At 65.4% G+C, this 19,258-nt stretch carries 20 protein-coding genes and 1 pseudogene; 12 read left to right on the forward strand and 9 right to left on the reverse strand.

The window, feature by feature from the left end:
* Nucleotides 1-81: 81 nt before the first annotated feature.
* The gene (locus tag DEM25_RS05070; RefSeq protein WP_109766986.1) at nt 82-585 is read right to left on the reverse strand and encodes a DUF2244 domain-containing protein; all 504 of its coding nucleotides are present in this window, start codon (nt 583-585) and stop codon (nt 82-84) included.
* Between the two features lie 21 nt (nt 586-606).
* On the opposite strand from DEM25_RS05070, the gene nth reads away from it, so the two are divergent.
* Both nth and DEM25_RS05080 read left to right on the forward strand, forming a co-directional pair.
* The gene (nth, locus tag DEM25_RS05075) at nt 607-1,368 is read left to right on the forward strand and encodes an endonuclease III (protein ID WP_109766987.1); all 762 of its coding nucleotides are present in this window, start codon (nt 607-609) and stop codon (nt 1,366-1,368) included.
* Complete coding sequence (locus DEM25_RS05080; RefSeq protein WP_109766988.1) at nt 1,368-2,681, forward strand: hemolysin family protein; 1,314 nt, start codon at nt 1,368-1,370, stop codon at nt 2,679-2,681. Before nth ends, DEM25_RS05080 begins: the two co-directional genes overlap by 1 nt.
* 9 nt (nt 2,682-2,690) lie before the next feature.
* Here the strand turns inward: DEM25_RS05080 and DEM25_RS05085 are convergent, their stop codons facing one another.
* A complete protein-coding gene (locus tag DEM25_RS05085; RefSeq protein ID WP_109766989.1) occupies nt 2,691-3,422 on the reverse strand; it encodes a sulfate transporter family protein in 732 nt (243 codons plus the stop codon).
* A 105-nt stretch (nt 3,423-3,527) separates the two neighbouring features.
* On the opposite strand from DEM25_RS05085, the gene DEM25_RS05090 reads away from it, so the two are divergent.
* Nucleotides 3,528-4,529, forward strand: coding sequence for an adenosine kinase (locus DEM25_RS05090; protein WP_109766990.1), 1,002 nt, complete (start codon nt 3,528-3,530; stop codon nt 4,527-4,529).
* Nucleotides 4,530-4,557: 28 nt separating this feature from the next.
* Here DEM25_RS05090 and grpE read toward each other — a convergent pair whose 3' ends face one another.
* Nucleotides 4,558-5,334: a nucleotide exchange factor GrpE gene (gene grpE / locus DEM25_RS05095; protein WP_109766991.1), complete on the reverse strand. Its 777-nt coding sequence runs from the start codon at nt 5,332-5,334 to the stop codon at nt 4,558-4,560.
* Between the two features lie 84 nt (nt 5,335-5,418).
* Complete coding sequence (gene hrcA, locus DEM25_RS05100; RefSeq protein WP_109766992.1) at nt 5,419-6,501, reverse strand: heat-inducible transcriptional repressor HrcA; 1,083 nt, start codon at nt 6,499-6,501, stop codon at nt 5,419-5,421.
* A 133-nt stretch (nt 6,502-6,634) separates the two neighbouring features.
* On the opposite strand from hrcA, the pseudogene rph reads away from it, so the two are divergent.
* The 7 genes and pseudogenes from rph (at nt 6,635) to DEM25_RS05135 (ending at nt 13,096) form a co-directional block, all read left to right on the forward strand.
* Nucleotides 6,635-7,286 (forward strand): annotated as a pseudogene (gene rph / locus DEM25_RS05105) (ribonuclease PH).
* 2 nt (nt 7,287-7,288) lie between these two features.
* On the forward strand, nt 7,289-7,939 hold the full coding sequence (gene rdgB / locus DEM25_RS05110; protein ID WP_109766994.1) for an RdgB/HAM1 family non-canonical purine NTP pyrophosphatase: 651 nt from the start codon (nt 7,289-7,291) through the stop codon (nt 7,937-7,939).
* Nucleotides 7,917-9,125 (forward strand): radical SAM family heme chaperone HemW, encoded by a 1,209-nt coding sequence (gene hemW, locus DEM25_RS05115; RefSeq protein ID WP_109766995.1) that lies wholly within the window; start codon nt 7,917-7,919, stop codon nt 9,123-9,125. Before rdgB ends, hemW begins: the two co-directional genes overlap by 23 nt.
* Nucleotide 9,126: 1 nt before the next feature.
* Complete coding sequence (gene rsmI / locus DEM25_RS05120; protein WP_109766996.1) at nt 9,127-10,017, forward strand: 16S rRNA (cytidine(1402)-2'-O)-methyltransferase; 891 nt, start codon at nt 9,127-9,129, stop codon at nt 10,015-10,017.
* Complete coding sequence (locus DEM25_RS05125; protein WP_109766997.1) at nt 10,010-10,381, forward strand: YraN family protein; 372 nt, start codon at nt 10,010-10,012, stop codon at nt 10,379-10,381. Before rsmI ends, DEM25_RS05125 begins: the two co-directional genes overlap by 8 nt.
* Nucleotides 10,382-10,441: 60 nt before the next feature.
* Nucleotides 10,442-11,380: a glutathione synthase gene (gene gshB, locus DEM25_RS05130; RefSeq protein ID WP_109766998.1), complete on the forward strand. Its 939-nt coding sequence runs from the start codon at nt 10,442-10,444 to the stop codon at nt 11,378-11,380.
* A gap of 183 nt (nt 11,381-11,563) precedes the next feature.
* Complete coding sequence (locus DEM25_RS05135; RefSeq protein WP_109767045.1) at nt 11,564-13,096, forward strand: YifB family Mg chelatase-like AAA ATPase; 1,533 nt, start codon at nt 11,564-11,566, stop codon at nt 13,094-13,096.
* A gap of 78 nt (nt 13,097-13,174) precedes the next feature.
* On the opposite strand, the gene DEM25_RS05140 is transcribed toward DEM25_RS05135, so the two are convergent.
* The 3 genes from DEM25_RS05140 to DEM25_RS05150 form a co-directional block, all read right to left on the reverse strand.
* The gene (locus DEM25_RS05140; protein WP_109766999.1) at nt 13,175-13,795 is read right to left on the reverse strand and encodes a LysE family translocator; all 621 of its coding nucleotides are present in this window, start codon (nt 13,793-13,795) and stop codon (nt 13,175-13,177) included.
* Between the two features lie 98 nt (nt 13,796-13,893).
* Nucleotides 13,894-14,355, reverse strand: a complete 462-nt coding sequence (dut, locus tag DEM25_RS05145) for a dUTP diphosphatase (protein ID WP_109767046.1) — start codon at nt 14,353-14,355, stop codon at nt 13,894-13,896.
* Nucleotides 14,356-14,442: 87 nt separating this feature from the next.
* A complete protein-coding gene (locus DEM25_RS05150; protein WP_109767000.1) occupies nt 14,443-14,736 on the reverse strand; it encodes a DUF6958 family protein in 294 nt (97 codons plus the stop codon).
* Between the two features lie 97 nt (nt 14,737-14,833).
* Between DEM25_RS05150 and DEM25_RS05155 the strand changes: the two genes are divergently transcribed.
* On the forward strand, nt 14,834-16,429 hold the full coding sequence (locus DEM25_RS05155) for a peptide chain release factor 3 (protein WP_109767001.1): 1,596 nt from the start codon (nt 14,834-14,836) through the stop codon (nt 16,427-16,429).
* Between the two features lie 7 nt (nt 16,430-16,436).
* Here the strand turns inward: DEM25_RS05155 and DEM25_RS05160 are convergent, their stop codons facing one another.
* A complete protein-coding gene (locus DEM25_RS05160) occupies nt 16,437-16,817 on the reverse strand; it encodes a MarR family winged helix-turn-helix transcriptional regulator (RefSeq protein WP_245412766.1) in 381 nt (126 codons plus the stop codon).
* Nucleotides 16,818-16,882: 65 nt separating this feature from the next.
* On the reverse strand, nt 16,883-18,052 hold the full coding sequence (locus DEM25_RS05165) for an Acg family FMN-binding oxidoreductase (RefSeq protein ID WP_109767002.1): 1,170 nt from the start codon (nt 18,050-18,052) through the stop codon (nt 16,883-16,885).
* Nucleotides 18,053-18,362: 310 nt separating this feature from the next.
* Here DEM25_RS05165 and DEM25_RS05170 point away from each other — a divergent pair, with 310 nt between their 5' ends.
* Complete coding sequence (locus DEM25_RS05170) at nt 18,363-19,022, forward strand: peroxiredoxin (protein ID WP_109767003.1); 660 nt, start codon at nt 18,363-18,365, stop codon at nt 19,020-19,022.
* Nucleotides 19,023-19,258 lie beyond the last annotated feature (236 nt).

Raw genomic sequence — 19,258 nt, forward strand, 5'->3', positions numbered from 1 at the left:
TCGTTTTTCCAAATGATGTCGGTTGCGCATCATAGGATCATCAAGGCCGGCGCTCCGCCACCCGAAACTTGAGAACGCCGATCAGCGCCGCGCGGTCGCCAAAGCCTGCGAAAACGCCGTCGCGAAGCTCTCGCGATCGTCGGGATTGAGGAAGGCACCGATCGATGTGGCCCGCCCCTGCCCGGTCAGACGCATCGCGGTGATGCCGATTTCGCTATGCCGGTCGATGTGAAACCGCGCCCAGAACGGGTTGTAGTGGTGGTCCTGATGGCGGCCGTTGGGTGCGATCTTGCGGATGTGCACGTCCGAGCGCGTTACCGTGACCTGCTCGCGCGCCCGGCCGGCACGGAAGCTCAGGCGGATCGCGAGGTACAGGATCAACACGTCAACGATCATGAAGATCGCCACCGGCCAGGCGCCGAGCGCAAAATAGAAGACCGCATTGCCCGCGCAGATCGCGGCGAACACGCCCATCAGCAGGGCAAACCCACCCGGTGTCAAAGACCGGTGCGGAAAAAGCTCTGCTGCGAATACCGTCTTTTCGGCTGGCGCGGCGGGTTCTATGTCTGGAGACGCAACGGACATGGATCGAGGTTATAGGCCGCAATGGAAGCCAGCCAAGGGAAAAAGCCAACGGCGAAACGTGCCGGACCGGCAAAGAAGCGGACCAGGCGGCTGCCGCGGACCAAGTACACGCAGGACGAATTGCGCGAGATGTTCCGGCGTTTTTCGATCCAGCGGCCCGAGCCCAAGGGCGAACTGGCGCATGTGAACCCGTTTACGCTGGTGGTCGCCGTCGCGCTGTCGGCGCAGGCGACCGATGCGGGCGTCAACCGGGCGACACGAGACCTGTTCAAGGTCGCCGACACGCCCGAAAAGATGCTGGCGCTTGGCGAGGAAAAGGTGGGCGATTACATCAAATCCATCGGGCTTTGGCGCAACAAGGCCAAGAACGTCATCGCGCTGTCGCAAAAGCTGATCGACGATTTCGGCGGCGAGGTGCCGCAAACGCGCGAGGAACTGACGAAGCTGCCGGGCGTCGGGCGCAAAACCGCCAATGTGGTCATGTCGATGGCGTTCGGCATTCCCACCATGGCCGTCGACACCCACATTCTGCGAATAGGCAACCGGATAGGCCTGGCGCCGGGCAAAACGCCCGATGAGGTCGAGGCGATCCTGATGAAGGTGATCCCCGAAGAGTATCTCTATCACGCCCATCACTGGCTGATCCTGCATGGCCGCTACACCTGCAAGGCGCGCAAGCCCGATTGCGTGGCCTGCGTGATCGCCGATCTGTGCAAGTCGAAGGAAAAGACCACAAGCGAGCCTGCACCGCTCGTGCCGCTTCCGCCGCAGGTGATCGGCTGATGGGCGTCAATCTGGTCATTGTCGTCGCGCTTATCCTGCTCAACGGGCTGTTCGCGCTGGCCGAACTGGCCGTCGTGTCGTCGCGGCGGGCGCGGCTTCAGGCGCTCGCCGACCGGAACCGCCGCGGCGCGCAAAGCGCGCTCGCGCTGCATGCCGACCCGGGCCGGTTCCTGTCATCGGTGCAGATCGGCATCACGCTGGTCGGCATCGTCAATGGCGCGTTTTCGGGCGAGGCGTTCGGCGACGCGGCGGCCGATACGCTTGTCGCGCTGGGGCTGAACGCGGCAACGGCGGCCACGTTGGGCTATACGGCGATCATTCTGGCGGTCACCTATCTGTCGGTAATCGTCGGCGAACTGGTGCCCAAGTCGCTGGCCCTTCGCAACCCGGAAGGCATTGCCTGCGCCGTGGCACCCGCCATGACGCTGTTTGCCCGGCTGGCGGCGCCGGCGGTCTGGATTCTCGATGCCTCGACGCGGCTGATCATGCGGCTTATCGGGCAGGGCGGCGCCGAGGAGCCGCGCGTGACCGACGAGGAAATCAAGTCGCTGATCGCGCAGGCCGAACAGGCGGGCGTGGTGGAGACCGACGAGCGCGACATGATCGCAAGCGTCATGCGACTGGCGGATCGCCGCGCGACCAGCCTGATGACGCCGCGCATGGAGATCGAATGGATCGACATGAGCGATCCGCCGGCCGACATCGCCGAGCAACTCAAGACCACGCGCCAGACCTTCCTGCCCGCGGCCGGCGAGAGCCTCGATCATGTGGAGGGAGTGGTGCGCACGCGCGAGGCGCTGCTGGCCCTGCTCGACGGCAAAGCACCGGATCTGGAGGCGCTTTTGCATCGCGTCGACAGCGTGCCCGAATCGGCGGCCGCGCTCGATGTGGTGACCCGTCTGCGGGAGGCGCCGACGCCGGTCGTGTTCGTCCGCGACGAACGCGGCCATTTCGAGGGTCTGATCACTTCGACGGACATACTGGAATCGATCGCCGGCGCCTTCGTCTCCGAAAGCGGACCGACAGAGCCGGATGTCGTGGCGCGCGACGACGGCACCTATCTGATGAACGGGGCGATGCCGGCGGACGAGGCGGCCGAACTGCTCGGCATATTGCTGCCCGATCGCCGGTCCTACGAGACGCTGGCCGGGCTGATGCTGGACCGGCTCGGCCGGTTGCCCGACACGGGCGAAGCCATCGAGGCCGATGGATGGCGGCTTGAGGTCATCGACATGGACGGCCAGCGGATCGACAAGCTGCTTGCCCGGCGCACCGCCACCACACGCCGCGCGGGCAAGGGGACCGAAGCCTGACGGGCGGCGCTATGCGGGCGCCATATGCCCCTGGCGCGCCTGCCTGCCGGCAATCGCCTTGTGCAGGTGCACCATCAGGGCGGCGCCGAACAGGGGTGTCATCAGGTTGACGATCGGGATCGCCATGAAACCGGCGATCAGAAGTCCGGCGAGGACGACCGTGCCCGAATGGCGGGAGCGCAGTTCGGCGGCGGTCTTTTCGTCATGAAAGCGCATGGCCGCGAACTGGAAATATTCGCGGCCGAGCAGATAGGCGTTGACCGCCAGAAAGGCGATCAGGTTGACGCCCGGTATCAGCAACAGCAGCAGCGCGGCCAGGTTGCCGGCGACCACAACGCCGAAAAACTTGATGCCGAGCACGATGGAGCGCCCGAGCGGCAGCGGCCTGCCGGTCGGCGCATCGGGATAATCCTGCCGTTCGATGTGTTCGGCGACATCGTCAAGAAAGATGCCGGCGATGACCGCACTCACCGGCCCGACCAGAAAGGCAAGGCCGACCGCCAGCGCCAGACCCGCGGCGACAGCCGCGACGAGCCCGATCGTGCCGGTCCAATCCGGCAGGGCGAAACCGGCGATGAACGCTTCCAGATAGGGCAGCGCGGCCCACTCGACCGCATAGCGGATGGCGAACCAGGCGGCGATCAGGCCCACAACCGTCAGCCCGACCGACTTCCACAGAACCTGCCGCAAGGCCGGATCGAACAGTTCGCCAAGCGCGCGCCGTGCCGATGCAATCACCATGGCCGCTAGATGGGTGCCGGTGATCGGTCATGCAATGACCGGTCGGCACTTCCCATCGCGCCGTTCACGGGCTAAACGCGCCGGGACCGAGACCGAGGGCGCCCAATGAGTCATTATGATGTGCTGTGCATCGGCAATGCGATCGTCGATATCATCGCACGTGCCGAGGACGACTTCCTGCGCGAGAACGGCATCATCCGCGGTGCGATGAACCTGATCGACATGGAGCGCGCCGAGCTCCTTTACGAACGCATGGGTCCGGCCGTCGAGACGTCGGGCGGCAGCGCCGGAAACACAGCAGCCGGTGTCGCCAGCTTCGGCGGAACGGCGGCCTTTTTCGGCAAGGTTGCCGATGACGGGCTCGGCCGCATCTACCGCCACGACATTCGTGCCCAGGGCGTTGCCTTCGACACATCGGAACTGGCCGGTACTCCGCCGACGGCGCGCTCCATGATCTTCGTCACACCCGACGGAGAGCGGTCGATGAACACCTATCTGGGTGCCTGCGTCGAACTGGGTCCCGAAGACGTCGAAGAGGACAAGGCCGCCGGGTCCAAGGTCACCTATTTCGAAGGCTATCTGTGGGACCCGCCGCGCGCCAAGACGGCCATCCGCGAGACCGCGAGGATCGCGCACGCCAATGGCAACGAGGTGGCGATGAGCCTGTCGGACCCGTTCTGCGTCGACCGCTATCGCGACGAGTTCCTCGATCTGATGCGTTCGGGCACGGTCGATATCGTCTTTGCCAATGAGGACGAGGCAAAATCGCTCTACCAGACGGCCGACCTGGAGACGGCGCGCGAAGCATTGGCCGAAGACTGCAAGATCGCCATCGTCACGCGCTCCGAAAAGGGCTCGATGATCATCAATGGCGGCGGCGCGCACACGCGCATCGATGCCGACCCGGTCGACAGGCTGGTCGACACGACGGGCGCCGGCGACCTCTACGCGGCCGGCTTTCTTTACGGCTACACTGCCGGGATGGACATGGAGACATGCGGCCGGCTGGGATCGCTGGCCGCCGGAATCGTCATCCAGCAGATCGGTCCGCGTCCGCAGGTTTCCCTCCGCCAGGCGGCGATCGATGCGGGCCTGATCCGGGGTTGATTGTCAGGGGCGCAACGGCTTCTGTCGATCACGCGTCCTTGTCCGCCTCGGCATCGGGCGGGCCGGGTTCGGGCTCGGATGCGGCCTGCTTCGGGCCACCCTTGGCGACGCCCACCATGGCCGGCCGCAGCACGCGCTCGCCAATCGAGTAGCCGGCCTGAACGACCTGAACGACCGTGTTGTTGGGCACTTCGGGGTTGGGCACTTCGAACATTGCCTGATGGAAATTGGGGTCGAAGCGCTCGCCCTCGGGCGCCAACTGTTTGACGCCGTGGCGCTCCATCGTCGACAGCATGGATTTTTCCGTCAGTTCGACGCCTTCGAGCAGGTTCTTGAGCACGTCATCGGCGGCCTCGCGCTGTTCAGCCGTGACGGCTTCGATGGCGCGCCGAAGATTGTCGGTCACACCCAGCATGTCGCGGGCGAAGTTGGCGATCGCAAAGCTCTTGGCATCGGCCACTTCGCGCTGGGTGCGGCGGCGCAGGTTTTCCATGTCCGCGGCAAGCCGCAGCAGCCGGTCCTTCATGTCGCTGTTTTCGGCCTGGATCGCCTCGATTTCCTCGGCAATGATCGAACCGGCTGCGGCACTGTCTGTGTCCATATCGCCGAACACCGCACCCTCGGCCTCATCGGCGCCGTCCTCTTCGCCAAACGCCGCATAGGCATCGGCATCTTCGGCGGCGGCGCGGCGGCGGGCGGCGCGGTCGGCCTTCAGAAGCTCATCGGCGGCCTTGCGGAGGTTTTCGCGGCTGCCGGGATTGATGTCAGCGCCGGAGGTCTCCGGCTTTCGATCATTGTCAGCCATTCGTCATGTCCATTCGGTTGGGAATTCAAAGCTGGGCGCGATATCGAGTGTGCGCAGCGAAAAATCAAGCCCGGCGGCGCTGTGCTATTCGCGTTCGATCATGCGCGAAATCAGCTGCGCGGTGTAGTCGACCATCGGCACGATCTTGGCATAGTTGAGCCGTGTCGGCCCCAATACGCCCAGCGCGCCGATCACCCGGCGGTTGGTGTCGCGATAGGGCGCAACGACCAAGGACGAGCCGGACAGCGAAAACAGCCGGTTCTCCGATCCAATGAAGATGCGCACGCCCGAGCCTTCCTCGGCCATGTCGAGAACGCTGATGATCTCGTCCTTGCGCTCGAGATCGTCGAGCAGCATCTTGGTGCGCTCGATCTCCTCGGCGTCGGTGAGGTTTTCAAGAAGATTGGCGCGGCCGCGCACGATGAGCTGGCGGGGATGGCCGTCATTGGCGCCAGACCAGACCGCCAGCCCACGTTCCACAAGGCTGGCGCTGAGCGCATCCAGTTCGGCGCGGATTTCGCCGCGCATCGCGTTGATGGCGCGGCGGACGTCGGCAAGCGTCTGCCCGCGCGCATGATGGTTGAGGAAATTGGCAGCTTCGGCCAGTTGCGATGCCGTCATGCCGGCAGGCAGGTCGATGATGCGGTTCTCGACCTCGCCCGATTCCCAGACCAGAACGGCCAGAGCCTTGGTTTCTTCGAGGCGCACGAATTCGATATGCTTCATCGCGCCGTCGCGCTTGGCCGCCAGCACGAGCCCCGCGCCGCTCGACACCCGGCTGAGCATCTGGCTGGCCTCGGTCAGCAATTGCTCGGTATGCGGATGGCCCTCGCCGGAGCCCAATTGCTGGTCGATGATCGCTCGTTCCTCGTCGCTGACGGCGCCGGCATCCATGAAGGCATCGACGAAAAAACGCAGACCCTGCTCGGTCGGCAGTCGCCCGGCAGAGACGTGCGGCGCATAGATCAGGCCGAGCGCCTCCAGATCGCTCATCACATTGCGCACCGAGGCCGGCGACAGCGATGTCGGCAACATCTTGGACAGGTTGCGCGAGCCGACCGGCTCGCCCTCGGTGAGATAGCTTTCGACGATGCGCCGGAAGATGTCGCGCGATCTCTCGTCGAGCTTTTCGTCCAGTTCGGTGGCTGTCGGGGTGATATGCTGCATTGGCGCGTGGCAATCCCTGTTGCCCCAGATATATGCCAGCGACGGAATTCGGGAAAGGGGCGACAGCGCACGGTTCCATCGGGCGCGCAAACCGTCTAGACACGGCGCGGATTTCAAACCCGAAGGACATTCCATGAATCGGCCATCCGGGCGCATGCCCGACCAAATGCGCGCCGTCTCGTTCGAGCGCGGCATCTCCAAGCATGCCGAAGGCTCTTGCCTGATCAAGTTCGGCGACACACACGTTCTGTGCACCGCGAGCCTTGAAGAGCGGGTTCCGCCATGGCTGCGCAATTCCGGCCGCGGCTGGGTGACGGCCGAATATGGCATGCTGCCACGCGCCACTGGCGACCGGATGCGTCGCGAGGCGTCATCGGGCAAGCAGGGCGGCCGGACGCTGGAAATCCAGCGTCTGATCGGCCGGTCGATGCGGGCGATCGTCGATCTCGAAGCGCTTGGCGAACGCCAGATCACCGTCGACTGCGATGTGATCCAGGCCGATGGCGGAACACGCACGGCGGCGATCACCGGTGGCTGGATCGCGCTGCACGATTGCCTGGACTGGATGCATTCGCGCCAGATGGCGTCCAAGNGACTATGTCGAAGACAGCAACGCGGAAACCGACGCCAACTTCGTGATGACCGGCACCGGCGGCATCGTCGAGGTGCAGGGTACCGCCGAAGGCGCGCCGTTCAGTCGTGACGAGTTCAACGCCCTGTTCGGTCTGGCGGAGAATGCCGTCGCCGATCTGGTCGCGATGCAGAAACAGGCCGTCGGGGGCTGACCATGGCACGGCGGCTCGAACCGGGACGGCTGGTGCTTGCCACGCACAATGACGGCAAGCTGCGCGAGATTCGCGGGCTGATCGGCCCGTTCGGCTTCGATGTGGTTTCAGCGGGCGAACTGGGTCTTGATGAACCCGAGGAAACCGGAACGACGTTCAAGGACAATGCGCGAACCAAGGCGATGGCCGCGATGGAGGCGACCGGCCTGCCGGCGCTAGCCGACGACAGCGGGCTATGCGTCGAGGCGCTCGACGGGGCGCCGGGCGTCTACACCGCCGACTGGGCGGAGACCGGCAATGGCGATCGAGATTTCATGATGGCGATGCGCACGGTCGAGGAAAAGCTTCAGGCGCTGGGTGCGGCAGAACCGGATCAGCGGCGCGCCGCGTTCGTCGCGACGCTGTGTCTGGCCTTTCCCGACGGGCATTGCGATTTCTTCCGGGGCGAGGCGCCGGGCCATCTCATATGGCCGCCGCGCGGCGATCTGGGCTTCGGCTATGATCCGGTGTTCGTGCCCGATGGACACAGCCGCACGTTCGGCGAGATGACCGCCGAGGAAAAGCATGGCTGGAAACCGGGCGAAACCGACGCCTTGTCGCATCGCGCCCGCGCGTTCAAACTGTTTGCCCATGACTGTCTGGGCGTCACCTGATCAAACAGCCCCGGCGCCGCTCAATGGCGATGACGGATCGCCGGGCTTCGGCGTCTATCTGCATTGGCCGTTCTGCGCGGCCAAATGCCCCTATTGCGACTTCAATTCGCATGTCCGCCACGCGCCGGTCGACCAGACGGCCTTTGCCGAAGCGTTCCTTCGCGAGATGGCGCATGTGCGGGACCTGACCGGTCCGCGCGAGGTGACATCGATCTTCATCGGCGGCGGCACACCATCCCTGATGACGCCGGAAACGGTTGGCACGCTCCTCAATGCGGTTGCCGCACATTGGAGGGTTCCGGCCAACATCGAAGTGACGATGGAAGCCAATCCGCAATCGGCAGATGCGAACAGATTTGCCGGCTACAGGACTGCGGGCGTCAACCGGCTGTCGCTCGGCGTTCAGGCCCTGAACGATGCCGATCTCACATTCCTGGGCCGGCTGCACGATGCCGACGAAGCGCGCGCCGCGATCGAACTGGCGCGGCGGACATTCCCGCGCCTGTCGTTCGATTTGATCTATGCGCGGCCCGGCCAAACGCTTGAAAACTGGGCATCGGAATTGCGCGAGGCCATCTCGCTCGCGGCCGATCATCTGTCGCTCTACCAGCTGACCATCGAGGACGGAACGCCGTTCAAGGCACTGCACGCGGCCGGGCGCATCGCCATTCCGGACGGTGAACTGGCGAGCAATCTTTACGCGATGACGCAGGACATCACGTCCGATCATGGTTTGCCGGCATATGAAATATCCAATCATGCCGTGCCCGGTGCGCAATCGCGGCACAATCTCACCTATTGGCGATACGGCGATTATGCCGGCATCGGCCCCGGCGCGCACGGACGGTTTGCCGTTGGCGAGGCCGTCGAAAAGCACGTGACCATCACCGAGCGACATCCCGAGACCTGGCTGGAGCGTGTACGCCGGCACGGTCACGGCATTGCCGAAACCGAAACGCTGGATCGGATGGCCCAGGCGGATGAGATGCTGATGATGGGCCTGCGGCTGACGGAGGGCGTCGATCTGGCACGTCACGAAGCGCTCGGCGGGCGGACAATCGATGGACAGGCGCTGCAGGCGATGATCGATCTGGGCATGGTCGAACGCGTCGGCAATGCCCGCATCCGGGCGACGGCGCGCGGGCGGATTGTGCTTGATTCCGTGATTGCCGAACTGGCGCAATGAGATGAGTGCACCGACCTACACGATCGCCGGCCACGAGATCACGGCGCCGCCGCTGGAGCCGGCGCTCTATCTGGTCGCAACGCCGATCGGCAATTTGCGGGATGTCACGATCCGCGCCCTGGAAACGCTGGCCGCCTGCGATGTATTGGCCTGTGAGGACACGCGGATTACCCGCCGCCTGCTCGACCGCTACGGCATTGCCGCCAAACCGGTCGCCTATCATGAGCACAATGCGGATCAGGCGGGTCCTCGACTGCTCGCCGCGCTGGCCGACGGCCGCTCCGTGGCGCTGGTCTCCGATGCCGGAACGCCTCTGGTCTCCGATCCCGGCTACCGGCTCGGTATCGAGGCAAGACAGGCAGGCCATGCGGTTGTCCCGATCCCCGGTCCATCGGCGGTTCTCGCCGCCCTTTCGGCCTCAGGCCTGCCCACCGACGATTTTCGGTTCGTCGGGTTTTTGCCGGCGAAAGACAAGGCCCGCCGCGACCGGTTGGCTTCGCTTCTGCACCAGCAGTCAACCCTGATCGCCTTTGAATCACCTCACCGCCTAGTCGGCGCGCTCGAAGCCATCGCGGCAGTGATGGGGGCGGAGCGCACGGTGTGCGTCGCGCGCGAGCTGACAAAACGGTTCGAAACCGTAACGACGGGAACCGTCAACGAATTGTCGAACCGTTTCGGAGACGAAACGATAAAGGGCGAGATCGTTTTGCTGATCGCGCCGGCGAAGACGGAAACCGGCCAAGCCGAGGCGACTGACATCGATGCGCTGCTCGCCGGACTTCTCGCGGACATGCCGGCGGGCAAGGCGGCGCGGGAAGCCGCGCAGATGACGGGCCTGCCCCGCGCCGATCTCTACGCCCGGATCCTTGCGCGGAAAGAGACCGGTGACTGAACCGGGCGGCGCCAAGCGCCGAAAAGCCGAAAGGCGCGGCCACGCCGGTGAAACCCGGGCAGCGTGGCTGATGCGCCTCAAAGGCTTCCGCATCGTGGCGCGCCGCTACAAATGCCGGGCGGGCGAGATCGACCTGATCGTCCGGCGCGGCGATCTGGTGGCGATCGTCGAGGTCAAGGCAAGGCCGTCACTGGCCGAGGCGATGGACGCCGTGACGCCTTACGGGCGCCGGCGCATCATCAGCGCGACCGATCACTGGCTGGCCGGACAGCCGGACCATGGCCGGCTTTCGGTAAGATTCGATCTGGTCGCTGTGCTTCCGGGCCGCTGGCCTGTGCATGTGCCGGCGGTTTTCACGGCCTGAAGCCGATTGATTTTGCCGCGCACGCGCGCCACTTAGGGCCAACCCAATCGAGGAACGATCATGGCGCTTACCATCGCGGTCCAGATGGACCATGTCTCCACCGTCGCGATCGAGGGCGACACCACGTTCGCCCTGTGTCTCGAGGCGCAGGCGCGCGGCCATGACCTGTTCCACTACACGCCCGACCGGCTGGCCCTGCGCGACGGAACGGTCAGCGCCTTGCTCGAGCCGCTGACCGTGCGCGACGTCAAGGGCGATCATTTCACCCTGGGTCCGGCCCAACGCACGGACCTGTCCCGGATGGATGTCGTGCTTCTGCGGCAGGACCCGCCGTTCGACATGAACTACATCACGACGACGCATATTCTCGAACGCATCCATCCGCAGACGCTGGTGGTCAACGACCCGGCCTGGGTGCGCAATTCGCCCGAAAAGATCTTCGTCATGGAGTTTGCCGACTTCATGCCCGAAACGCTGATCACCAAGGATGTCGATGCGATATCCGATTTCCGGCGCGAGTTCGGTGACATTATCGTCAAACCGCTCTATGGCAATGGCGGTGCCGGCGTCTTCCACCTGCGCGATGGCGACCGCAACCTGACCTCGCTGATGGAGATGTTCGGCCAGCTGACCAACGAGCCGATCATCGCCCAGCGCTATCTGGCCGATGTCCGCGCCGGCGACAAGCGCATCATCCTGATCGACGGAGAGCCGGTGGGCGCCATCAACCGCGTGCCGCATGAAAGCGACACGCGCTCGAACATGCATGTGGGCGGCAAGGCGCTGGCGACCGAGATGACCGAGCGCGAGCGCGAGATCTGCGCGGCGATCGGGCCGGCGCTGCGGGAGCGTGGCTTCATCCTGGTCGGCATCGACGTGATCGGCGGTCTCATGACCGAGATCAACGTGACCTCGCCGACGGGCGTGCGCGAAGTCGCCAAGTTCGGAGGCGCCGACATTGCGGCGCTTTTCTGGGATGCGGTCGAAAAGCGGCGCTGACCGGCGCCCGTTTGTTCCGCCATACAATCGGCCACAACCTGAATACAGCCTTGACGCGTATTTGTTCCCAAAATGTTCTTGCCTTGTTTCACAACCTGTGCTTGATTGATTGACGGGTGCGGGTTGTGCGCGGCGGATGGTCCGGTGCACGCGCCACGCCCTTCGCGCACAGGGGGCAAGGACATGGTCGCACGTGTGACGACAGTCGCCTTCCAGGGCATCGAGGCGGTGCCGGTCGATGTTCAGGTGATGGTGGCGCCGGGCAAGATGATGATGCAGATCGTCGGCCTGCCGGACAAGGCCGTCGCCGAAAGCCGCGAGCGGGTCCAGTCGGCCTTGCATGCATCGGGTCTGTCGATGCCGCCCAAGCGTGTGACCGTCAATCTGGCGCCGGCCGACCTGCCCAAGGAGGGCAGCCATTTCGATCTGCCGATCGCGCTGGGACTGATGGCGGCGCTGGGCGCCATTCCCTCCGACGCGCTGGCCGGCTTTGCCGTGCTGGGGGAATTGTCGCTCGACGGCACCATCGCGCCGGTCGCCGGTGTCCTGCCGGCGGCAATTGCGGCCAATGCCTCGGGAAAAGGCCTGATCTGTCCGGCGGCCTGCGGCGCCGAAGCGGCATGGGCGGATGCGACCATGCCGATCCTCGCGCCGGTCAGCCTGATCGGGCTTGCCAATCATTTTCGCGGCACGCAGGCGCTGTCGCGGCCACGGGCGGCGATGCGCGAGGCGGCATCCAACCTGCCCGACATGGCCGACATCAAGGGACAGGAAACGGCGCGGCGTGCGCTGGAAGTCGCCGCGGCGGGCGGTCACAACCTCCTGATGGTCGGCCCGCCCGGTTCGGGCAAATCCATGCTGGCGCAGCGCTTGCCGTCGATCCTGCCGCCGCTGTCGGCGCGCGAACTGCTCGATGTCTCGATGATCGCCTCCATCGCCGGCGAACTTGCGGGCGGCGAATTGACCGACCGGCGCCCGTTCCGCGCGCCGCATCATTCGGCCTCGATGGCCGCCATGGTCGGTGGCGGGCTCAGGGCGCGGCCCGGCGAAGTGTCGATGGCGCACAATGGCGTTCTGTTTCTCGACGAGTTCCCCGAATTCGCGCCGCAGGTGCTGGACAGTCTGCGCCAGCCCCTGGAAACCGGCAATTGCATGATCGCCCGCGCCAATCACCGTGTGTCCTATCCCGCCCGCATCCAGCTCGTCGCGGCGATGAACCCGTGCCGGTGCGGCATGGCCGGCACGCCCGGGCATGCCTGTTCACGCGGCCCGCGCTGCCAGACCGACTACCAGGCGCGGATTTCGGGGCCGCTGATGGACCGGATCGACGTCCGCGTCGAGGTGCCGGCGGTGATGCCGGGCGACCTGATCCGCCGCAAGCCGGGAGAGACGAGCGCGGCGGTGGCTGCGCGGGTTGCAGGGGCGCGCGCACTGCAGGCAGACCGATACACCGGTCTCGGCATGGCGGAGGTCGGCGTCAATGCGCACTGCCCGACGGCGATGATCGAGGAGGTGGCGAAGGCCGATGGCGGCGCGCTTCAACTGCTTGCGGACGCTGCCGACAAGATGCGCTTTTCGGCACGCGGCTATCACCGCATCCTGAAGCTGGCGCGGACACTGGCCGATCTCGACGGGCACGACGCGGTCGGCCGGATCCACATTGCCGAGGCCATCTCCTACCGCATCATGGGCGATGCGATGGCCGCCGCGGCGTGATGGAAACCGGGCCGAACCGGCCCATTTGCGGCCGGCACCGGCGCAAGACCGCCGATCCGGCCGGATGGCGCCAGCCGGTCAGCCCGCGCGGGCGGCGATGGCGACCGCCGCCCCGCCCAGACATGTGGCCGCAAACCGGTTGAGCGCCTTGAGCGCCCGCGGCGTCCTCAGGAAGATGCGTGCCCGGCCCGCCAGCCCCGCATAGGGCACCATGACGGCGACCAGAACGAGAAATGTCACGGCGATCAGGATGGTGAAGTCCGCCATGGTCACCGCCGTCATGTCGATCAGGGTTGGCAGAAGCGCCAGATAGAAGACCATCGTCTTGGGATTGCCGAGCGTGACCAGCAGGCCGGCGACGAAGCCGGCCACCGCACCGCCGCCATCGGCCTTCGCATCGATCGTTTCGGCGGTGACCCCGGCCCGCCAGAACCCGATGGCCATCCAGACGAGATAGGCGGCGCCGGCATATTTGATGACGACGAACAGCGTGCCGAAGGTCGATGCGACATAGGCGAGGCCAAGGATCGCCGCGGCCAGATAGACAACGTCACCCAGCACCAGCCCGAACAGCATGGGCAGTGTCGGGCGGAGGCCGGCGCCGAGCGCCCGCGCGACGATGGCGATCACGCCGGGCCCCGGAATGGCGGCGGCGATGGCAAGCGCGATCGCATAGGTCAGAAAATCGGGCAGGGTCATCGGCGCGGTTCCGCTTCGGGATCACCGGCAAGCCCTATCACCGAGCCGATGGTCTGTCTGTGGCAATCCTGTCACCGGTACAAGATATCCAGCGCCGGTCAATGGGTGCCGGTGGATCCGAAGCCACCGGCGCCACGCCCGGTCGCGTCCGGCGGCTCGGTCGTCTCGGCGGTCGCCGCCCGGACCGCCGGCGCGATGACGATCTGCGCGATGCGCATGCCGCGCGTGATCTCGAAGACGTCGTGGCCGAGATTGATCAGCAGCACATGCACCTCGCCTCGATAGTCGCTGTCGATCGTGCCCGGCGTGTTCAGGCAGGTGACGCCGTGACGGACGGCGAGGCCCGAACGGGGCCGGATCTGCCCCTCGAATCCATCGGGAACCACCATGACGAAACCGGTGGGCACCGCAGCCCGTTCACCGGGCGCCAGAACGAACGGCACATCGTCCGGCACGGCGGCGCGGATGTCCATGCCGGCCGCGCCCTCGGTGGCATAGGCGGGAAGATCGAGCCCGTCTGCGTGAGAAAGACGGATGAAGGTCACGACGGTCGCATTCATGACCGCCTGATGCGCCGTCGCGCGCCTGCCGTCAATGGCTGGCCGTCCGATTGCGGACATCCATTGCCGCGCGGCCGCGATGAACAATCAGCCTGTGCGCCAAAAGCGCAAAGGCGAGGCCTTGCTCCGCGCCAGTTCGCCCCGTGCCTCCAGGTCCAGCTGGACTGTCTTGGCCCACCAGCCTGCCGTCTTGCCCTGCGGAAACAGCGTTGCGGGCAGGTGCGGCAATGCCGCCTCCTTGATCTCCCGGCCGGTCAAACCCGGCGGGCCGTCGGGCAGAGTGGCCAGCATGGCGGTCTTCATGGCCGCGTACTTGGCCGCGTCGACCCGTTCCACGCGGCCCGGAACATTGACGTTCCGCACTTCGATCTTGTCGGACATGGCGTGCTCCCTCGGCCCCGATCGTCGGTCATACTGGCACGATTGACACCGCCTGCGCACCCTGCCAGACACCGCGCGACCCAGGAACAGGCCCACCATGCCGCAATCGCTCCAAGACGAGGTCGCCCGCCGGCGGACCTTCGCCATCATCTCGCATCCCGATGCGGGCAAGACGACGCTGACCGAGAAGCTGCTTCTGTTCGGCGGCGCCATCCAGCTCGCCGGCGAGGTCAAGGCCAAGAAGAACCGGACCCAGTCGCGGTCCGACTGGATGAAGATCGAGCGCGAACGCGGCATTTCGGTGGTCACTTCGGTGATGACGTTCGAATATGGCGGCAACGTCTTCAACCTGCTCGATACGCCCGGGCATGAGGACTTTGCCGACGACACCTATCGCACGCTGACGGCGGTCGACAGCGCGATCATGGTGATCGACGCGGCCAAGGGCATCGAGCCGCGCACGCTGAAACTTTTCGAAGTGTGCCGGCTGCGCGACATTCCGATAATCACCTTCGTCAACAAGATGGACCGGGAAAGCCGCGATCCGTTCGAGATCCTCGACGAGGTCGAAGAAAAGCTGGCGCTGGACACGGCGCCCGTGACCTGGCCGATCGGCCGCGCGAAGACCTTCTCGGGCACCTATCATCTGGCGCAGTCCGCGGTGCGCCTTGGCGACGCGGACGCCGGGCGCACGCCGGTCAACGGCCCCGAGGCGGACAGCGCGGCTGGCCTTCTGCCGGAAAACGAACGCGATGGGTTCATCGAGGAAGTCAATCTGGCGCGGGAAGCCTGCCGGCCATTCGATCGCGACGCCTATCTGGAAGGCCATCTGACACCGGTCTTTTTCGGCTCGGCGCTGCGCAATCATGGCGTGCGCGACTTGATCGACGCGTTGGCCGAGTTCGCGCCGCGCCCCCGCGCGCAGGAGGCAGACCTGCGCAAGGTGGAGGCGACCGAGACGGGCATGACCGCCTTCGTCTTCAAGATCCAGGCCAACATGGATCCCAACCATCGCGACCGGATCGCGTTCGCCCGCGTTTGCTCGGGTACCCTTGAGCGGGGCATGAAGGCAAAGCTCGTGCGTACCGGAAAGGCGGTGACGCTGTCGGCGCCGCAATTCTTCTTCGCCCACCAGCGCCAGACCGCAGACAGCGCCTTTGCCGGCGATGTCGTCGGCATTCCCAACCATGGCACGCTGCGCATCGGCGACACGCTGACCGATGGCGAAGCGCTGGTCTTTCGCGGCGTGCCGAACTTCGCGCCCGAGATCCTGCGCCGCGTGCGGCTGATGGATGCGATGAAGGGCAAGAAACTGACCGAGGCGCTGGCGCAGATGGCCGAAGAAGGCGTCGTCCAGCTCTTCATTCCCGAAGACGGTTCGCCATCTATTGTCGGTGTCGTCGGCGCGCTGCAGCTCGACGTGCTCAAGGCACGGCTCGAGGCGGAATACGCGCTGCCGGTTGACTTCGAAAGCGCACGGTTCTCCGTCTGCCGGTGGATTTCGTCCGATGACCGCGCGGCGCTCGACGGTTTCATCGCCAAGCAGCGTGCGGCGATCGCCCGCGATCTGGATGGCGATCCGGTGTTCCTCGCCGAGAACGGTTTTTCGCTGAACTATGAGGCCGAGCGCGCGCCGGCGATCAGCTTCGAAGCGGTCAAGGATTACCAGGTGACCGCGAAGAAGGCGGCCTGAGGCATGGTCAGCGGTTCTCGTCGAGCCGCTTTCGAATGGCGCGCAGATGCGGCAGCGCCTTGGCCAGATGATCGAGCATCGCGTCGTCGAACACATCGCCCACCATGGCTTCGACCGCGCCGATGGCCGCGTTGCGGAAGGCCCTGCCCTCATCGGTGAGGTAGACCAGCTTGGAGCGCGCGTCGCGCTCATTGGCTGCCAGCCGGATCAGGCCGCGCTTTTCGAGGAGCGCCAGCGTGTGGCTCATGGTCGCCCGGGTGACCTGAAAGGCCGACGCCAGTTGCGCCGGCGTTTTCGCGTCGCCGAGACGCACCATGTGGTTGAGCACACCAAAATGCGACGGATGCATGCCGTCCGGCAGGACCTTCTGGAACCGCGCGGTGCCCAACTGGCCGATAATGCCGACCTCGTTGAAGAATTCGAACGGCGAGCCTTTGCCGGGCGGCGTCTCTGTCAGCTTTGCGGCCCTTCCACAAGTCGGGATTCCAACGGCCAGCGCGGGGTCGGGCCGGCGGCGGGACCATAGCCGATGCGCGCGAGCATTTGAACCGTGCCGCCATCGGTCGCCAGCCGTTCGTGAACCTCGGTGTAGAGCGGTTCCATCTCGGCAAATTCCTGCAGCGACTGGCTCAGCGGATGGAACGAAATTCCCTGGGCCGTGGCGGCAAGGTTGATGCGCACCCAATCGCGCCCGGCACCGATCTGGCTCGAACGGCTGTTGTCGCCGGTCACGCTCCAGACAAATCCCATCGATGTCGCGACCGGGCCAAGCACCGAGGCCAAGCCCTGTTCGTAGGCGAACGAGCCGGTGTCGAGCGCGGTCTGTCGCGTGAAAAGACCGAGCGCGTTCAACACTTCGAGCGGCGCGCCGGGCAGTTCGATGCCGTCGGGGTTGGCGTTGATCTCACGCTTGCCGATGCGGAACAGATCGACCGACTCCTTGTAGGTGCGCGGCGTCTCGAATTCGATGCGCAAGGCATTGGCCGTGAGTTCGCGCCATTGCGCGATTTCGTCCGGCGCGAGGGTCCCGCCGACACGCGTGCCGTGGCGCGCAACGCGGATCATCGCGTCGAGTCCGGCCTGGGGAACCGGCCGGTCCGTGTCGTGGCTGCCCTTCGCAGAACGGCGCGCCAGCACATGGGCGAACAGCGGGTCGCGTTCGACAGCAGCGTCCTGCGCAAACCGGGCGACGGCGACCGGCGCACCGGTCAGGCCGTCAGGCGACGTGCCCGCCGGAAAAAGGTCGAGATCGACCCGGTGGCCGTCCTGGGCGGCAGCCATGACCATCAGTTCGAGGAAGCAGCCCATGCCGATGGTCAACTGCCGGTCATACGGGTCGGTGTGCGGCAGTTGCCGGGCATTGTCGAACCCTATCCGGACCGTGTCATCACCTTCAAGCGCGACCGTCCATGGCTGCCGATTGTGCGGATTGGGCGCGAGGATGGCGTAGGACAGGGCGCGCATGCGCGGGTCGGCATAGGCGGGAGCGCCGGCGCGCTCCCAGGGTTCAAGCGCGCGGGCCGGTGTGCGCGTCGCCGCAAAGACGCCGGCCGATGCGCCTGCGGCGACGACGACGCCACCACCGGCCAGCATCAGAAATTTTCTGCGATCGAGTGAGGACATGGCTTGCTCCTTTAATTAGATATCTAATCATTATAGTTTGATATCTAATTAGTCAAGCCGACCCAGAGGCGCTTTTTTCCGGGCCGCAGCGGGCAGGCTGCAGGTGCCGAGGGATGTGCCTTGCGGAACGGATTTCCCCGTTGCGGCCATCATCGGAACCGTGTTGGCTCGCAACGATGGCGCGGCGCGGCTAGATTGCTCTCAAGGTCGAAAGTCCAGCGGCGGGATGCCGCGCCCCCTTTCGAACGCGCTCTCCGATGCCTATTGAAAGGGCAGACCATCCGCACGACCACATGAAAAGGAACACGCCATGGGACTGCGCATCAACGACACCATCCCCGACCTGACCGTCGAAACCGACCAGGGCTCGTTCAGCCTTCACGAGTGGATCGGCGACAGCTGGGCCATCCTGTTCTCACATCCCAAGGACTTCACGCCGGTCTGCACCACCGAGTTCGGCGCGGTCGCGCAGCTTGCCGACGAATGGGACAAGCGCGGCACCAAGGTGATCGGCGTCTCGGTCGATGGCGTCGAGGACCATGTCAAATGGAAGGGCGACATCGAGCAGGTGGCCGGCACCAAGGCCGGTTTTCCGATCATCGCCGATGACGGGCTTGAAGTCTCCAAAGCCTTCGACATGCTGCCGGCGGAAGCCTATTTGCCCGACGGACGCACACCCGCCGACAGCGCCACCGTGCGCTCGGTCTTCATCATCGGCCCGGACAAGCAGCTCAAGCTGTCGATGACCTATCCGATGAATGTCGGCCGCAATTTCGCCGAGGTGTTGCGCGCGCTTGACGGGCTTCAGACGGCGGCCAAACACAATGTCGCGACTCCGGCCAACTGGAACGTCGGCGACGACGTCATCATTCCGACGGCCGTCAATGACGACGATGCCAAGAAGAAGTTCGGCGAATTCGAAACGGTTCTGCCCTATCTGCGCAAGACCAAGGCGCCGAAATCGGCCTAGCCGTCGAACCCCGGCCTTTCCGCTTGCCGGAACCTGTATGTTTTGGCAAGCTGAACGGGTCGGGGTCATCGTTCCCACAGCGCCACGGCAGCGCGAGACCGGCCCCTTCCACACGCGGCGCCTTGATATGGCGAGACGTTGAAGACCGCCGTATCGTGCTGCGCGGAGGCTGGCTGAAACAGCCATGATTCCCGACCGCGACGTTCCGCTCACGCTGCGATGAGCGTTGCGGCTGC

It is taken from the genome of Oceaniradius stylonematis (genome assembly GCF_003149475.2).
Taxonomy (GTDB): Bacteria; Pseudomonadota; Alphaproteobacteria; order Rhizobiales; family Rhizobiaceae; genus Roseitalea; species Roseitalea stylonematis.

Excerpts from the sequence above, each read along its gene's own strand:
- DEM25_RS05135 (WP_109767045.1), top strand. The coding sequence starts at position 11,564 with ATGGTCGCACGTGTGACGACAGTCGCCTTCCAGGGCATCGAGGCGGTG.
- rdgB (WP_109766994.1), top strand. The coding sequence starts at position 7,289 with ATGGCACGGCGGCTCGAACCGGGACGGCTGGTGCTTGCCACGCACAAT.
- DEM25_RS05150 (WP_109767000.1), bottom strand. The coding sequence starts at position 14,736 with ATGTCCGACAAGATCGAAGTGCGGAACGTCAATGTTCCGGGCCGCGTG.
- DEM25_RS05080 (WP_109766988.1), top strand. The coding sequence starts at position 1,368 with ATGGGCGTCAATCTGGTCATTGTCGTCGCGCTTATCCTGCTCAACGGG.
- nth (WP_109766987.1), top strand. The coding sequence starts at position 607 with ATGGAAGCCAGCCAAGGGAAAAAGCCAACGGCGAAACGTGCCGGACCG.
- DEM25_RS05170 (WP_109767003.1), top strand. The coding sequence starts at position 18,363 with ATGGGACTGCGCATCAACGACACCATCCCCGACCTGACCGTCGAAACC.
- hemW (WP_109766995.1), top strand. The coding sequence starts at position 7,917 with ATGACTGTCTGGGCGTCACCTGATCAAACAGCCCCGGCGCCGCTCAAT.
- DEM25_RS05090 (WP_109766990.1), top strand. The coding sequence starts at position 3,528 with ATGAGTCATTATGATGTGCTGTGCATCGGCAATGCGATCGTCGATATC.
- dut (WP_109767046.1), bottom strand. The coding sequence starts at position 14,355 with ATGAATGCGACCGTCGTGACCTTCATCCGTCTTTCTCACGCAGACGGG.
- hrcA (WP_109766992.1), bottom strand. The coding sequence starts at position 6,501 with ATGCAGCATATCACCCCGACAGCCACCGAACTGGACGAAAAGCTCGAC.
- DEM25_RS05140 (WP_109766999.1), bottom strand. The coding sequence starts at position 13,795 with ATGACCCTGCCCGATTTTCTGACCTATGCGATCGCGCTTGCCATCGCC.
- DEM25_RS05085 (WP_109766989.1), bottom strand. The coding sequence starts at position 3,422 with ATGGTGATTGCATCGGCACGGCGCGCGCTTGGCGAACTGTTCGATCCG.
- gshB (WP_109766998.1), top strand. The coding sequence starts at position 10,442 with ATGGCGCTTACCATCGCGGTCCAGATGGACCATGTCTCCACCGTCGCG.
- rsmI (WP_109766996.1), top strand. The coding sequence starts at position 9,127 with ATGAGTGCACCGACCTACACGATCGCCGGCCACGAGATCACGGCGCCG.
- DEM25_RS05070 (WP_109766986.1), bottom strand. The coding sequence starts at position 585 with ATGTCCGTTGCGTCTCCAGACATAGAACCCGCCGCGCCAGCCGAAAAG.
- grpE (WP_109766991.1), bottom strand. The coding sequence starts at position 5,334 with ATGGCTGACAATGATCGAAAGCCGGAGACCTCCGGCGCTGACATCAAT.
- DEM25_RS05155 (WP_109767001.1), top strand. The coding sequence starts at position 14,834 with ATGCCGCAATCGCTCCAAGACGAGGTCGCCCGCCGGCGGACCTTCGCC.
- DEM25_RS05165 (WP_109767002.1), bottom strand. The coding sequence starts at position 18,052 with ATGTCCTCACTCGATCGCAGAAAATTTCTGATGCTGGCCGGTGGTGGC.